We start from the raw sequence: 15,329 nt of genomic DNA on the forward strand, positions 1-15,329 counted from the left end.
GAAGCTCTGTCCCCGGTCTCCTCTGATTCCGTGTCCAGCTCTTGGCCCATGTGGCCCCAAGAACCCTCACATGACCGGAAATCCCCATGATTCAGACAATTGGTAACCCCTGGCTTTGGGGCGGCTTCATTGCCGTCGTCATCGCTGCCCTGTTGATCGACCTGGTGCTGATGCGCCACGGCGGCCCGCACAAGGTCACCTTCAAGGAGGCCCTGCTGTGGTCGCTGGGCTGGGTGGCGCTGGCCTTGGCCTTCAATGCCGGCCTCTGGTACTACCTGCATGAAACCGCCGGCGTGGCCGTGGCCAATGAAGTGGGCCTGCAGTTCCTGACCGGTTACCTGATCGAGAAGGCCCTGGCGGTCGACAACATCTTCGTGTTCCTGCTGATCATGGGCTACTTCGCGGTGCCTGAGACACAGCGCCAGCGCGTGTTGATCATCGGTATCCTGGGCGCCATCGCGCTGCGCACGATCATGATCTTTGCCGGCACCGTGCTGGTCAGCCAGTTCCATTGGCTGCTGTACGTGTTCGGCGCGTTCCTGCTGTTTACCGGCTGGAAGATGTGGACTGCCGCGGGCGAAGAACCCAGCCTGGATAACAACCCGGCGCTGAAGTTCATGCGCAAGCACCTGCGCATCAGCCACGAATACAACGGCAACCGCCTGGTTACCGAGAAGGACGGCGTGCGCTGGTTCACCCCGATGTTCGTGGTGCTGATCCTGATCGCGGTCACCGACGTGATCTTCGCGGTGGACTCGATCCCGGCCATCTTCGCCATCACCACCGACCCGTTCATCGTGCTGACCTCGAACGTGTTCGCGGTGCTGGGCCTGCGCGCGATGTTCTTCCTGCTGGCCGGCATGGCCGACCGCTTCCACCTGCTGCCGTACGGCCTGGCGGTGATCCTGGCGTTCATCGGCACCAAGATGCTGCTGATCGACCTGTACAAGATCCCGGTGCCGGTGTCGCTGGGCGTGGTTGCAGCGATCCTGGTCGCCACCATGGTCCTGAGCCTGAAGATTCCGCCGAAGCAGAATCACGGCTGATGCCTCGTGCCACCGGCGGGATTGTCCCGTTGGTGGCACGCCTGTTCCCGAATGCGGCCCCCTTGCAATCGCGGGGGCTGCCGCAAGTTCTGATGTCATGGATACGCAAATCGCGCCTGACACCGGCACCGCGCCGGCCCGCAATGACCGCAGCCGCGTGCTGCGCGCCTTCAACCTGAGCCTGGGTTTCGTGCTGCTGTTGGTGGCGATATTCGCCGTCCAAAGCAGTGGCTGGGACTGGCGGGCATGGTCGGTAGCGCCATTGGAAACCAGCGGCCTGCTCGGCTTGCTGGGCGCGCCGCTGCTGCACGGCTCCATCGAACACCTGGCCGCCAATGCGGTGGCCCTGCTGATTCTGGGCACGCTGGCCGGCAGTGTTTATCCACAGGCCACGCTGCGCGCGCTGCCCTTGCTGTGGATAGGTTCCGGCCTGGGCGCCTGGTTGCTGGGCGATATCGGCAGCCACCATCTGGGCGCCAGTGGCGTGACCCACGGCCTGATGTTCCTGGTGTTCGTGCTGGGCCTGTTGCGCCGTGACCGCCAGGCCATCGCCGCGAGCATGATCGGCTTCCTGTTCTACGGCAGCATGCTGATCACCATCCTGCCGCACGAGCCGGGCGTGTCCTGGCAATCGCATATGGGCGGCGCCGCCGCCGGCCTGATCGCCGCATTGATGTTCCGCCACGCCGACCCGATGGCCGCGCGCAAGCGCTACAGCTGGGAAGACGAGGAAGAGGATGACGTGCAGCCGCTGGCAGACAACGAGCTGGAGCCACCGGCGCCGGGCCAGGTGCCCGTGCTGTGGCAACCGCGCGAAGGCCGGGACTACGACGTGGTGGTGCCGTTGCGGCGGCGGGAGCCGGATGGTCCGCAGTAGGTTGGTGCTGGTTGGTGGGAGGGGTAGCTTCTACGCCCCTCAACCCAAACACCCCGCTCCCTAGAGAACGCCATCCACCGCCCGACGCCCCAGCGCCGGATCGTCGGTAAACAAGGCATCAATCCCCGCCTGCAGAAACACCCGCATCTCGGCCACGGATGCCTCCGGATTGCGCGCGGTCTCCTCGCCCAGGCGCAACGCCGACGGCAGGAACGGATTCTCCGGGCGGAACGTATAGACCACCACTTGCAGGCCAGCCGCGTGTGCATCGGCGACCAATGCCGTCGGCGCGGCCAGCTTGCCCTGTGCATCCACCGGCACCACCGCGCCCTTCTCCGCGCCAATCGCGTCGGCGTAGGTGGCGATATCGCGCAGCCCGGCCGGCGTCATCATCTGTGCATACGTCAGTGAACCATTGACCAGCGCGACATCGGCCGGCCTGTCCTTGGGGTCGCCCAGCAACTGCAGCAGGCGGATGTTGGAGCTGGCGCCCAGCTCGGCCCGCAGCGCGCGCAGGTTGGCGGTCTCGAACGACTGCAGCAGCATCGGCGCGACCTTGGTGTAGGCATTGCCTCGCAACGTCGCCAGGAGCTTGTCTTCCATCGGCAGACCGATGCCCTGGAAATAGCTGCCGTGCTTGATCTCCGGTGCCAGGCCGATGCCGCGGTTTGCGCGCCCGGCCTGCTGCACCAGGAAGGCGATGATTTCGTCCAGTGAAGCGATGCGGAACTGCCCGTCGAACGCAGTGCCGCGTACCTGCGGCAAGCGCTCGCGGGCGTACAGCGTCTTCAACTCGGCCAGGGTGAAGTCTTCGGTGAACCAGCCTTCCTCGGTCTGCCCGTCGATCACCTTGCGGGTGCGACGGTCGGCAAATTCAGCGCGCGTGGCGACGTCGGTGGTCGAGCCGATTTCGTTCTCGTGACGGGCCACCATCACCCCGTCCTTGGTCATCACCAGATCCGGCTCGATGTAGTCGGCGCCGTCGGCGATGGCCTGTGCATAAGCGGCCAGCGTGTGCTCCGGCAGCAAGGCGCTGGCGCCCCGGTGCGCGTACACCGAGACCTGTGGATAACGTGGCGCGGCGTGGGTTTCCATTGCCCCGCAGAATGCCATGACCCCGCTCACCAGCAACCACCCACGCCACTTGGACACCCGTTCACTCCATCGCGCACAACGGCGCCACCTGCAGAAAGAGGCGGCAGTGTGTCGTCGACATATGACGTCACGATGTCCTTGCGCGGCGCAGCTTCAGGACGGTTGCCACTGCCAACCGTCCGCCGTGGCCTGCAACCGCGCGCTGATTCCGACGGCCTGCAGAAAGGCTTCGTCATGCGACACCACCACCAAGGTGCCGGTGTACTGCCGCAGTAGCGATTCCAGCGCCGCCAGCGCATCCAGGTCGAGGTGATTGCCGGGCTCGTCCAGCAGCAACAACTGCGCCGGTGGGTCGGCATACAACGCACACGCCAATGCGGCCTTCAGTCGTTGCCCACCGCTGAGCTGCGCCGAAGGCAGCTGCACTTGGGTTGCATCCAAGCCGAGCAATGACAACCGGCTGCGCAGCTCGCCTTCGTCCATCTGTGGATTGCGCGCGCGTACGCCTTGCAAGGCACTCAGGTGGCCGGGCAGCAGCTGCAGTTGTTGATCCAGCAATGCCACCGGCACATGCAATTGCACTTCACCTGCGCGTGGCGCCAGCTGGCCGGCGAGTACTTTCAACAGCGTCGATTTGCCGGCGCCATTGATGCCGCTGACCGCGACGCGCTCGCCCCGGCGCACCGCCAGGTCCAAAACACGCAGCGGCTCGGCGACATACGGCAGCTGTACTTGCTGCAGCCGAGCGACCCATTCGGGCGCGGTCTTTTCCAGCACGGGCGGCAACAGCACCGGTGCTGGTTCGTCGATCAGCGCCTGCGCCTGACGCACCGCATCGTGCAGCGTTTCGTGCCGCTGCAGCAGCTGTTGCTTGGCCTTTCCTACGCTGGCCTGCGCGCGTTGGCGTTGCAGGCCAAGCAGGATCGGCGCCTGGTTGGCCGTGGCCGCTTCGCGATTGCCGCGCGCGCTGCGCTGTTCCAAGCGTTGACGCTGTGCCTGCAATGCGAGCTCGCCTTTGCGACGTTCCTGCCGCCGTTGCTGCAACTGGGTTTCCGCGGCGGCGCTGTCGGCAGCGCGCGCCTGTGCATAACTTTCGTAATTGCCGCCGTAGCTGCGCAGCCCCTGCGGCGACAACTCGACGATGCGCTGCACCTGTTGCAGCAGCAGCCGGTCGTGGCTGATCAATAGATAGCCCTGCCCGCGCAGTGCCAATTGCTGCTGCAGCCAGTAGCGGCCGGTCAGATCGAGGTGATTGCTGGGCTCATCCAGAATCAAAAGCTCCGCCGGCTGCAGCAGTGCACCGACCAGCGCTACGCGCATACGCTGCCCGCCACTCAAGTTGTCCACAGGCGTATCAACATCCACACCTTGCAGGCCCGCTTCGGCCAAGGCGTGCTGCAGGTTGTCGCGTATGGTCCATTGCTCGCCGACGACGTCGAAATCGGCTTGCTGCGTGCTGCCCGCCTCGATCCTGCGCAATGCATCCACCACGTTATCCACAGCAGCAAGTTCAGCTACGCGTTGGCCGACGGGCGCAGCCACCTGCTGGGCCAGGTAATGCACCCGACCGATGCGCCGGCATTGCCCGGCGCTGGGTTCGCGCAAGCCTGCGAGCAGCTGTGCCAAGACGGATTTACCCACACCATTGCGTCCGACCAGGCCCGTGGGGCGGGCGTCGAACTGCGCGTTGAGGTCGGAGAAAAGGCAGCGCCCATCAGGCGTGTGCCAAGCGACGCTGTCCAGCGTCACCGATACGGTCGTAGTCATGCGTTGTTTCCATCGATGCCTAAAGCACCCGGCCGCTCAATGGCAGCAGGGACTGAAAGGGACCGTCATTCAGACGGTGGCATCAATGGCGCATTGGACTGACTCCGCAGGCGGGGGGATCCCGTAACGGTGGATAGGCTACTGCGGGGAGGCTGAATGTGTCACTTCGGGCCGGAACTACGGCGCTTCGGCTTGAAGCCCCTCTCCCCTGGCGGGAGAGGGGTTGGGGAGAGGGGGAGCAGCGAAGCTGCCCGCGTAGCGGCCTCGGAAAAACTCGTCAGAACCGAATCAAAAGCTTTTCCAGCTGAGCGCCCAGAGATGGCTTTCTGCGCTCCCTTCCCCTCTCCCCAACCCCTCTCCCGCCAGGGGAGAGGGGCTTCAGAGCAGTGCATCGGGGTCCGTGCCCCTACTTGCCGATGCAGAAGCTCGAAAAAATCTTCCCCAGCAGATCATCCGCGGTCATCCGCCCGGTGATCTCGCCCAGTGCGTCGTGCGCCAGCCGCAGTTCTTCGGCTGCCAGTTCGAGGTGGTCGTACTGCAGCTGTGTGGCCGCCATTTCCAGATGCTCGGCCGCAAGCATGATGGCTTCGACATGGCGCAGTCGTGCAGAGAACTCCCCCTGCATGCCCTCGCCTGCTCCATCACTGGCAATCTCGCGCAGGCGCGCGTGCAGCTGTTCCAGGCCTTCGCCGCTGGCGGCCGACAACGCGATGCTGTCTTCACCCAGTGCCTGTGGCCACTGCGGCAACAGATCACTTTTGTTGAATATCCACAGCTGCCGCGCGGCCTGTGCCGCCGCATCACCAATCGCCTGACGACCGGCTTCGGGATCGCGTGCATCCAGCACCACGATGGCGAGGTCCGCGCGCTGCATTTCCGCGCGGGCGCGACGCATGCCTTCGCGTTCGATGGCGTCGCCGCCTTCGCGCAGGCCGGCGGTATCCACCAGCTCCAGTTCCAGCCCGTCGATGCGGATGGTTTCGCGCAGCGTGTCGCGGGTGGTGCCGGCGATATCAGTGACGATGGCGCGCTCGCTGCCAGCCAGCGCATTGAGCAACGAACTCTTGCCGGCGTTGGGCGGGCCGATCAGCACTGCGTGCAAACCATCGCGCAACTTGCGGCCACGCTCGGCATCCACGCGCAGTTGCGCCAGCAAGGCGCGCGCCTGCTCCACACCGGCACGCACCTGCGCGCCACCCAGGGTATCCAGCGGTTCGTCGGCAAAATCAATGGCCGCTTCAACATGGATGCGCAGACGCACCAGTTGCTCGCCCACTTCTTCCACGCGGCGTGAGAACACGCCATCGAGCGAACGCCGTGCCGCGCGCGCTGCACGCACATCACCGGCAGCAATCAGATCGGCAATGGCTTCGGCCTGGGCCAGATCCAATTTGCCGTTGAGGAATGCGCGCTCGCTGAACTCACCGGCACGCGCCTGACGTGCGCCCAGTTCGATGCAGCGCGCCAGCAGTTGCCGCAAGACCACCGGGCTGCCGTGGCCCTGCAGTTCCACCACGTCTTCGCCGGTAAAGCTGCGCGGACCCGGGAAATACAGGGCGATGCCGTCATCGATCACATCAGCGGACGCATCGCGGAATTTTGCGTAGTGCGCGTGCCGTGGTTTGAGTTGTGGGCAACCCAGCGCAACCGCGATAGGCAGCGATTGCGGGCCCGATACACGCAGCATGCCGACGCCGCCAGCGGCCGCGCCGCTGGCAATGGCAACGATGGTTTCGCCTGTGGACAAGTGGCTCATGGTTTACAGCTTCTGCAGTTGCGAACGGGCCTGCGCCGCGCCGCTGCCCTGCGGCTGCAGCTCCAGGTAGGTGCTATAGGCCTGCTTGGCCTTGGCGTTGTCGCCAGCGTTGAAGTACGCATCGCCCAGGTTGAGATACGCCACCGCGCGCGAGGGATCGATCTTCAAGGTGTTCTCCAGCCAACGCGCTGCTTCGGCGTAACGCTGCTGGCGGTAGTAGACGAAGCCCAAGTTGTTGGCCGCCTGGGCGAAATCCGGGCGCAACTTCAAGGCTTCGGTGAACTGGGCGACGGCTTCGTCGTAGCGCTTCTCGCGGTACAACTGCAGGCCACGATCATTGGCCTGCTGCGCGCGCTGGCGGTCCGATGTCGGCGCGGCTGCCGGCACCACCAAGGTGTTCTTGCCGCCCTGCAGATCGGCCACGGTCACCGGCGTTTCGCCTTCGCTCTTGGCGTCCTGCACCGCGTCGACGCGGTTGTTCAAGGCAATGGCATCGGCCGACAGCTGGCGCGTATCGGCGGTGAGGTATTCCTGGCTGTCCGGCACCTGGAACACGAATTCACCGCCCTGCGAACCCGGCAAACTGCCGAACGCCGGCGTCTGTCGCGACACGGCCGATACCGCCGGTGCCACATACGCCGCCAGTTCGGTGCCGGTGATCAAACCGTCGCCATTGAGGTCACCCTTGCCGCCAAGTGCCTGCAGCAGCACCCAGGTAAAGATCGAATGGCCATTCGGGCCACTGTCAGCCACTTGTTGATCGGCGCCACCGGCAGTCAGCATCTGCCGCGCGCTGCGGCGTGCGTTCTCACGCAGGAATGCTGACGACGATGGCCCACCGCGGGTCAGACCCAAGCCGCTGTAGCAGGCGTCCATCACAAACATCACGTGCTTGGCCTGCATGCTTTCGGCGATGTTCTGGATATCGGTCATCGCGATGGCGTCGGTGGCGAATTCGTTGGGATCTGAATCCACCGGAATGATGTAACCCAGGTCGCGCCCGGAGGCGAGCTGGCGGGTGGCACCGTGGCCGGCGAAGAACACGAACACACGGTCGTTCTTGCCGGTGCGCTCATCAGCCAGACGGTCATGGAACGCGGCCAGAATGTTGTTGCGCGTGGCCTGCTGGTTCTTCAGCACGATCACCTGCGACGACGGGAAACCGAACCTGCCGGTCAATGTATCGGCGATGGCCTGCGCGTCGTGGCTGGCGTATTCGAGCTGCGGCCATTTGGCGTACTCATCGATGCCGATGACGATCGCCCACGATTTTTCGTAACCGGTGGTGACGGTGGCATCATTGCTCGCGCCCTTGCGCGCGCGGCTGACGCTGAAATCGCGGCCATTCCAACCGGCGAATTGATAGCCGTCGGCAATCAGCCGATCCAGAATCTGCGGCAGCGCTTTTACCGCACGGTCGTGGATGTCATGGAACAGGATGATGCCCTTCTGTTCCTTCTGCACCTGGTCCACCACGCGCTGCACGATCGACTCCGGCACCGGGTCGGCCCAGTCCATCGAATCGATGTTCCACATGATCGACTTCAACCCGGCCTCGCCCAGCAACTGCAGGCCTTCTGCATTGCGCGCGCCATACGGAAAGCGGAACAGCGGCGCACGCCGGTTATCCACGCCTTTGAGCAAGGTGTCGGTATCCAGCACCTGTTCGCGCAGCGCGTCGCCGCTGGTGCGCGACAACTGCGCATGGGTGAGGCTGTGGTTGCCCACCGCATAGCCCTGTTCCATCAGATTGCGGCTGATGCCGGCCATCGGCCCCAACTTCACCTTGCCATCGGCCTGCACCGCGCCGAGATTGCGGCCCACTTCAAAGAACACGCCGGGCACGTCGTAACGCTTGAGGATGGCCACCACTTCATCGGTATAGGCCTTGTGCGGGCCATCATCGAAAGTGAGCACCACGGTTTTCGCCGGCAGGTCGCGGCCGAAGATCTCGCGCTCGCTGTCCTTCATCGACATCGGATACGGCTCGATCACGCCGTAGTCGCGCAGGATCGCCTCGCGGCTGTACTGCGTCTGTAGATGCGCAATGTAGTCGTCCCACTTTTCGCGCTTCAGTTCGATGGCGCGGGTGCGCTCGAAACGGCTGAAAATGCGGGTGATTTCCTGGTTGTAGTTGCGCTCGATCTCATCAAGCGCTTCCAGGTCTTCGCCGATGCGCTGGTGCAGCTTCACTGCCGGCAGCGACGAATCCGCACCGACGCGCTCATGCAGATCGCGCAGTATTTCGCGGAACGCCAACCGATCCGCGTCGTACAACTCCGGCGACGATTCAACGTAATCCAGCACCGTGCCCAGCGTGGCAAAACGCTGTGGACTCGCACTGCGCAGCAACGTGTCGAACTGGCCGGCGATGGCGACGCGCTGCTCCAGCCCGTCATGGAACAACTGCTGCCCCACGCGGCTGGACGTGTTGCGGTCTGCTGCCGACTGCTGCGTTTCATCGGCCAACAACACGATGATCCGGCGATGCCCATCCAACTGCTTCTGCAGCGATGTCAGCAACGGCGCCGCCGCCGGATCGGCTGCCGCAGCGGCCTGCGCGCTGGGCTGGGTCACCGTCTCCAACGCCGGGGCCGCGCCTTCGTTCCTGCTGCAGGCGGCAATGGCCAGGGTCAGCAGCAGCGAGGGCAACAACAGGCGGGGCGACAACGACACACGGGGCATGGCGGACTCAGGCTTCAGCAACAGACGGTGCCGGCGATTCTAACGCCGCATGCGAAAAGCCCGCCTTGCGGCGGGCTTTCACGATTACTTGGCTTCGACCTTGGCCGGAACATCCTGGCCGTGCTTCTTGATCATCGCCCACTGCTGCAGCAGGCTCAGGCCACCGTTGACCACCCAGTACAGCACCAGGCCGGACGGCATGAAGGCCATCATCACGCCGAACACCAGCGGCATGAACTGCATCATCTTCTGCTGCATCGGGTCCATGCCCACCGCTGGCGTCAGCTTCTGGGTGAACCACATCACTGCAATGTTGATCAGCGGCAGGATGAAGTACGGATCACGCGCGGTCAGGTCCTGGATCCAACCAAACCACGGCGCCTGACGCAGCTCCACCGACTCCACCAGCACCCAGTACAGGGCGAAGAAGATCGGCATCTGGATCAGCAGCGGCAAGCAGCCACCCAGCGGATTGATCTTTTCCTTCTTGTACAGCTCCATCATTGCCGTCTGGAACTTCTGCTTGTCGTCGCCGTAGCGCTCTTTCAGCTGCGCGATGCGCGGCTGGAACTTGCGCATCTTGGCCTGCGACTTGAACTGCGCATTGGCCAGCGGGAACAACGCCATCTTCAGCAGGATCACCAGGCCGACAATCGCCCAGCCCCAGTTGCCGACCAGCTTGTGCACCTGGTTCAACACCCAGAACAAGCCCTGGCCAATCACCGCCATCAACGAGAAGCGGCTGTAATCGACCACGCGGTCCAGGCCCTTCACGTCTTCCTTGGCAATCTGGTTGACCAGCTTCGGGCCCACCCACAAGCGTGCCTGCGTGCTCACCTTCTGGCCCGGGGCCACGGTGAAACCCGGGCCGCGCGCTTCGATCACATGGCGCGGACCGTTCTGCTCAAGCAGGTACAGCGAGGACTGGTCAGCCTGCGGAATCCACGCGGTGAAGAAGTGGTGCTGCAGCATCGCCGCCCAACCACCGGTGATGGTGCGGTTGAGCTTGCCGTCGTCGAGGAAATCGGCGAACGCACGACGCTCGTAGCCTTCTTCCGGGCTGTACCAGGTCGCGCCGTTGAAGCTGAAGGAATCCGGATTGGTCATGCCCTTGGTGATCACCGGCGGCACGCGGTCCAGCTTGCGGAACACATAGCCCTGCCACGGCGTGGTGCCGGCATTGACCACTTCATCCTTCACGCTGATGGCGTAATCGCCACGCTTGAAGGTGTAGGTACGGTGGATGCTGACGCCATCCGGGCCATTCCACACGAACGGCACCTGCACTTCGGCCTGGCCATCGGCCAGCACCACGTCGGTAACCGGCTGTGCCGGCTGGAAGCCGGTCGCGCCCGGCACCGGCGAGTTGGCCTGGCTGGCCCAACCGGCAGTGGCGCTGTACGGATGCGCCTTGTCTTCGGTCAGCAGCTGCACCGGCGGGCTGCCGGCGGCCTTGGTCTGCGGGAACTGCAGCAGATCGGCATCGAGCACGCTGCGGCCATCCAGCACCAGCTTGAGCACGTCGGTGGTGACGGTCACACGCGGCGCGGCATTGACGGTGGTCGTCGCTTCCACACCGGCGACGGCCGGCGCCTGCCCCGGTACAGCGGCCTGCGGCACGTTACCGGCGGTTGGCGGGGCCAGATCCGCATCGGTGGCGGCAGGCACAGCAAGTTGGGCTGCCGCAACGGTGGCGGGATCCGGCGCGTTCTTCTCGCGACCCCATTCCATCCACAACAGCACTGCCACCATCAGCCAGGCAAAAATCAGGAATACACGGGTCTGGTTCATCAGCAGGCAGGCTCGGCTCCACCGGATGGGGTTTCCGGCGCGTTCAAAGAAGGAAGAGGGCTGACGCCCTCGCGCGGCGGCATTGTGCCGCCCGCAACCGCAGGGGGCAATGCACCTGCACGGCGCAACAGGCGTTCAAACGCCTCGCGGATCTGTTGGTTGTCAGCGGTTTTTGCCGCGGAACGGGCCACGACGACAAAATCGCCAGGCGCCAGACACGGCAAAAGATGGCGTGTTGCATCGCGCAACACACGCTTGATACGGTTACGGCCGACCGCACGCGTATCGACCTTCCGTGACACAGCCATGCCCAGCCGAGCGGGGGATTCCCCTTTCAGCCAGTGGAGTGTCATCAGCGGATCAGATACACGGCGGGCACCGTTGAAGACCGTTGAATATTCGGCACGCGTACGAACCCGCGCAGAGCGAGGGAATCGCTTGCGCGGGAAGTCACTGCTCACAATCGGATTTGCATTTGCCGCGATGAGCGGCAACGCAATCAAGCGCTGAGGACTTTGCGGCCCTTGGCGCGGCGACGCGACAGAATCTTGCGGCCGTCAGCGGTCTTCATACGAGCGCGGAAGCCGTGATCGCGCTTGCGCTTGAGGTTGCTGGGTTGGAACGTGCGCTTGGTGGCCATGGGGGCACCTGTATGAAAGAGACGGAAAGAACCGGCAATCCTATAGACCGCCCCCCCACCTCGTCAAGCGTGGCCAGCAGATAAAGTTCACAGGCCGGTGCATAGCTTGTGGATGAGCCTGTGAATAAATCGGGGACAAGCATTCCCGCATCCGGCCGGCGGTGGTAGTCTGCGCCATCCACTTCCCCCCTTTCCGGTCTGTGACCCGGCGGCTTTCTGCGCCCGGCTGACAAGGCCTTTGATGATTATTTCTGATGGATGCATGGTCCCTTTGCCTTGAACGTCTGGAGGCGGAATTCCCGCCCGAAGATGTCCACACCTGGTTGAAGCCGTTACAGGCCGACCAACGTGCCGACAGCCTCGTGCTGTACGCGCCCAATGCCTTCATTGTCGAGCAGGTGCGCGAACGTTACCTGTCACGCATCTCCGAACTGCTGGCCCATTTCGCCGGTTTCGGCGAGGTGATTCTGGAAATCGGTTCGCGTCCGCGCGCACCGGAACCGGCGCCCGTGGCGGTGCCGGCCGGGTTCCCGGCGGCACCGGCCCCGCCGGTGGTGCCGTTCAACGGCAACCTGGATTCGCACTACACCTTCGCCAACTTCGTCGAAGGCCGCAGCAACCAGCTCGGTTTGGCCGCGGCGTTCCAGGCGGCGCAGAAGCCGGGCGACCGTTCGCACAACCCGCTGTTGCTGTACGGCGGCACCGGTCTGGGTAAAACCCACCTGATGCTGGCCGCCGGCAATGCGATGCGGCAGGCCAATCCGGCTGCGAAAGTGCTGTATCTGCGGTCGGAACAGTTCTTCAGCGCGATGATCCGTGCGCTGCAGGAAAAAACCATGGACCAGTTCAAGCGCCAGTTCCAGCAAGTGGACGCGCTGCTGATCGATGACATCCAGTTCTTTGCCGGCAAAGACCGTACCCAGGAAGAGTTTTTCCACACGTTCAACGCGTTGTTCGATGGCAAGCAGCAGATCATCCTGACCTGCGACCGCTATCCGCGTGAGGTGGAAGGCCTGGAAGCGCGCTTGAAATCGCGTTTGGCCTGGGGTTTGTCGGTGGCCATCGAGCCGCCGGATTTTGAAACCCGTGCTGCCATCGTGCTGGCAAAAGCCCTGGAACGTGGTGCTGAAATCCCGGATGACGTGGCGTTCCTGATCGCCAAGAAGATGCGCTCGAACGTGCGCGATCTGGAAGGTGCACTCAATACGCTGACCGCGCGCGCCAACTTCACCGGCCGTGCCATCACCACCGAGTTTGCCCAGGAAACCCTGCGCGACCTGCTGCGTGCCCAGCAGCAGGCGATCAGCATTCCCAACATCCAGAAGATCGTGGCCGATTACTACGGGCTGCAGATCAAGGATCTGTTGTCCAAGCGCCGTACCCGTTCGTTGGCCCGTCCGCGCCAGGTGGCGATGGCGCTGACCAAGGAACTGACCGAACACAGCCTTCCGGAAATCGGCGATGCCTTCGCTGGCCGTGACCACACCACCGTGCTGCATGCCTGCCGCCAGATCAGAACGCTGATGGAAGCCGACGGCAAGCTGCGTGAGGACTGGGACAAGCTCATTCGCAAACTCAGCGAGTAGCGGTTCTGGGGTGATCGGAAGACAGGCGCATTGCCGATTTGCGTGGGTCAGTCATCAGGTCACCGGAGGTCAGGGCAGGAAGCGAGACGAATGATGCACCGACGCCACACGGGCGTCATCGCACAAAACGGTGCATGATTCGGGGGTAACCACGGGAGAATCTGTGGATAAAAATTGGTTTCTTTTCGAGGCCAAATTTATCCACAGCTTCACCCTCTGGTTCCGGGCCAGTAGTACATGGGTTTCAAAGCGTAGAAACCCTTTATAAACAAATAGTTAAGCTGGTTTTCGGCCAAATCTGGCCCTACCAGCACCACCAAGCTTTAGATTTAACCCACATCTTTTAAGAGCATAGGGGCACGAAACCACATGCGTTTCACACTGCAGCGCGAAGCCTTTCTCAAGCCGTTGGCCCAGGTCGTCAACGTGGTTGAACGCCGCCAGACTCTCCCGGTTCTGGCCAATTTTCTGGTTCAGGTGCAGGGCGGTCAGCTCTCATTGACCGGCACCGACCTGGAAGTGGAGATGGTCTCCCGCATCGCGGTCGAAGACGCCCAGGACGGTGAAACCACGATTCCGGCGCGCAAGCTGTTCGAAATCATCCGTGCCCTGCCCGACGGCAGCCGCATCACGGTTTCGCAGACGGGCGACAAGATCACCGTTCAAGCCGGCCGCAGCCGCTTCACCCTGGCAACGTTGCCGGCCAATGATTTCCCGTCGGTTGACGAAGTCGAAGCCACCGAGCGCGTTGCCGTGCCGGAAGCGGCGTTGAAGGAACTGATCGAGCGCACTGCGTTCGCGATGGCGCAGCAGGACGTGCGGTATTACCTCAACGGCCTGTTGTTCGACCTTCGCGACAAAACCCTGCGTTGCGTGGCCACCGATGGTCACCGCCTGGCCTTGTGCGAAACCTCGCTGGAAACCAGCACCGGCAAGCGCCAGATCATCGTTCCGCGCAAGGGCGTGACCGAATTGCAGCGCTTGTTGGAAGGCGGCGACCGTGAAGTTGAGCTGGAAGTCGGCCGTAGCCACATCCGCGTGAAGCGCGACGATGTGACCTTCACCTCGAAGCTGATCGACGGCCGTTTCCCGGATTACGAAGCGGTGATTCCGATTGGCGCCGACCGCGAAGTGAAGGTGGATCGCGAGATGCTGCGGGCTTCGCTGCAGCGTGCGGCCATTTTGTCGAACGAAAAGTACCGCGGCGTTCGCGTTGAAGTGACCCCGGGGCAGCTGAAGCTCAGCGCGCACAACCCGGAGCAGGAAGAAGCGCAGGAAGAAATCGAAGCCGACACCGAGGTCAGCGACCTGGCCATCGGCTTCAACGTGAACTACCTGCTGGATGCCCTTTCGGCATTGCGCGATGAGCACGTTGTGATTCAGTTGCGCGATTCCAACTCCTCGGCGCTGGTGCGCGAAGCCAGTAGCGAGAAGTCGCGTCACGTGGTGATGCCGTTGCGTCTCTGACCGACGTTCCACGTGGAACACGAAGAAGCCCGGCGAAAGCCGGGCTTTTTTGTGGCCGTGGGGTTTGGATGAAACCGGAGCCATGTAGTGCCGAGCCATGCTCGGCATCGCCCTCCTGTCGGACAGGAATTCTCCCGCGCGGAGCTATGTTCCACGTGGAACCGTAGACCTGAAGTGAGCCAGCGCGTTGATTCCGATTGGACCTGCTGATTGTCGTAAACGGCGAACGGTGGCGATTTCCCTGTAATCAGCCGAAGCATTGAGCGCACATTCGAGAGCTCTGCCCTGACATCACCCGACCGGATTCAACGTTTCAAGCGCTGGCGCTGGGAATGTCTCCGCAAGACCGCGTCGTAATGGCTGGGATCAGCTGGTTCTGCTGGTGTCGCTACTGCTTTAGGGCCTGCTTCCGGTTTCAGGCTTTCTTGCGGCTTCTACAAAACCAGCTTGCAAGAAATAGCGCAGTTGGAGGTGGACGTAAGCCGTCGATAGAAGCGCTGAAGTTTCGAGCATTTGACTGCGTTGAGCCCTCGACTTCCTGCAGATCTCAACAAATCCAAAGCCCGAACGATCCAGTTGGCGCGATCACTCGGGGCATGAAAGATCGTCTCCCAATCTC

Annotated in this window: 11 protein-coding genes; 4 read left to right on the plus strand and 7 right to left on the minus strand. The window is 63.2% G+C overall.

The window, feature by feature from the left end; translation table 11 throughout:
• Nucleotides 1–89: 89 nt before the first annotated feature.
• Together ACREP4_RS06675 and ACREP4_RS06680 are read left to right on the plus strand one after the other, a co-directional pair.
• The gene (locus tag ACREP4_RS06675; RefSeq protein ID WP_431595750.1) at nucleotides 90–1,046 is read left to right on the plus strand and encodes a TerC family protein; all 957 of its coding nucleotides are present in this window, start codon (nucleotides 90–92) and stop codon (nucleotides 1,044–1,046) included.
• A gap of 97 nt (nucleotides 1,047–1,143) precedes the next feature.
• Nucleotides 1,144–1,923, plus strand: a complete 780-nt coding sequence (locus ACREP4_RS06680; RefSeq protein WP_431595398.1) for a rhomboid family intramembrane serine protease — start codon at nucleotides 1,144–1,146, stop codon at nucleotides 1,921–1,923.
• Between the two features lie 60 nt (nucleotides 1,924–1,983).
• Here ACREP4_RS06680 and ACREP4_RS06685 read toward each other — a convergent pair whose 3' ends face one another.
• From ACREP4_RS06685 to rpmH, 7 genes are all read right to left on the minus strand, one after another.
• Nucleotides 1,984–3,036 (minus strand): glycerophosphodiester phosphodiesterase, encoded by a 1,053-nt coding sequence (locus ACREP4_RS06685; protein ID WP_431595399.1) that lies wholly within the window; start codon nucleotides 3,034–3,036, stop codon nucleotides 1,984–1,986.
• Nucleotides 3,037–3,171: 135 nt separating this feature from the next.
• The gene (locus ACREP4_RS06690) at nucleotides 3,172–4,785 is read right to left on the minus strand and encodes an ATP-binding cassette domain-containing protein (RefSeq protein ID WP_431595400.1); all 1,614 of its coding nucleotides are present in this window, start codon (nucleotides 4,783–4,785) and stop codon (nucleotides 3,172–3,174) included.
• 406 nt (nucleotides 4,786–5,191) lie between these two features.
• Complete coding sequence (gene mnmE, locus ACREP4_RS06695; RefSeq protein WP_431595401.1) at nucleotides 5,192–6,541, minus strand: tRNA uridine-5-carboxymethylaminomethyl(34) synthesis GTPase MnmE; 1,350 nt, start codon at nucleotides 6,539–6,541, stop codon at nucleotides 5,192–5,194.
• A 3-nt stretch (nucleotides 6,542–6,544) separates the two neighbouring features.
• Nucleotides 6,545–9,226 (minus strand): polysaccharide deacetylase family protein, encoded by a 2,682-nt coding sequence (locus ACREP4_RS06700; protein WP_431595402.1) that lies wholly within the window; start codon nucleotides 9,224–9,226, stop codon nucleotides 6,545–6,547.
• Between the two features lie 84 nt (nucleotides 9,227–9,310).
• Complete coding sequence (yidC, locus tag ACREP4_RS06705; protein WP_431595403.1) at nucleotides 9,311–11,017, minus strand: membrane protein insertase YidC; 1,707 nt, start codon at nucleotides 11,015–11,017, stop codon at nucleotides 9,311–9,313.
• The gene (gene rnpA / locus ACREP4_RS06710) at nucleotides 11,017–11,478 is read right to left on the minus strand and encodes a ribonuclease P protein component (protein ID WP_431595751.1); all 462 of its coding nucleotides are present in this window, start codon (nucleotides 11,476–11,478) and stop codon (nucleotides 11,017–11,019) included. Before rnpA ends, yidC begins: the two co-directional genes overlap by 1 nt.
• 38 nt (nucleotides 11,479–11,516) lie before the next feature.
• A complete protein-coding gene (gene rpmH, locus ACREP4_RS06715; RefSeq protein ID WP_006404565.1) occupies nucleotides 11,517–11,657 on the minus strand; it encodes a 50S ribosomal protein L34 in 141 nt (46 codons plus the stop codon).
• 254 nt (nucleotides 11,658–11,911) lie between these two features.
• Between rpmH and dnaA the strand changes: the two genes are divergently transcribed.
• The gene (dnaA, locus tag ACREP4_RS06720; RefSeq protein WP_431595404.1) at nucleotides 11,912–13,243 is read left to right on the plus strand and encodes a chromosomal replication initiator protein DnaA; all 1,332 of its coding nucleotides are present in this window, start codon (nucleotides 11,912–11,914) and stop codon (nucleotides 13,241–13,243) included.
• A gap of 369 nt (nucleotides 13,244–13,612) precedes the next feature.
• On the plus strand, nucleotides 13,613–14,710 hold the full coding sequence (dnaN, locus tag ACREP4_RS06725; protein WP_057635976.1) for a DNA polymerase III subunit beta: 1,098 nt from the start codon (nucleotides 13,613–13,615) through the stop codon (nucleotides 14,708–14,710).
• The last annotated feature ends 619 nt before the right edge of the window (nucleotides 14,711–15,329 follow it).

The organism is Stenotrophomonas sp. (genome assembly GCF_050737575.1).
Classification (GTDB): Bacteria; Pseudomonadota; Gammaproteobacteria; order Xanthomonadales; family Xanthomonadaceae; genus Stenotrophomonas.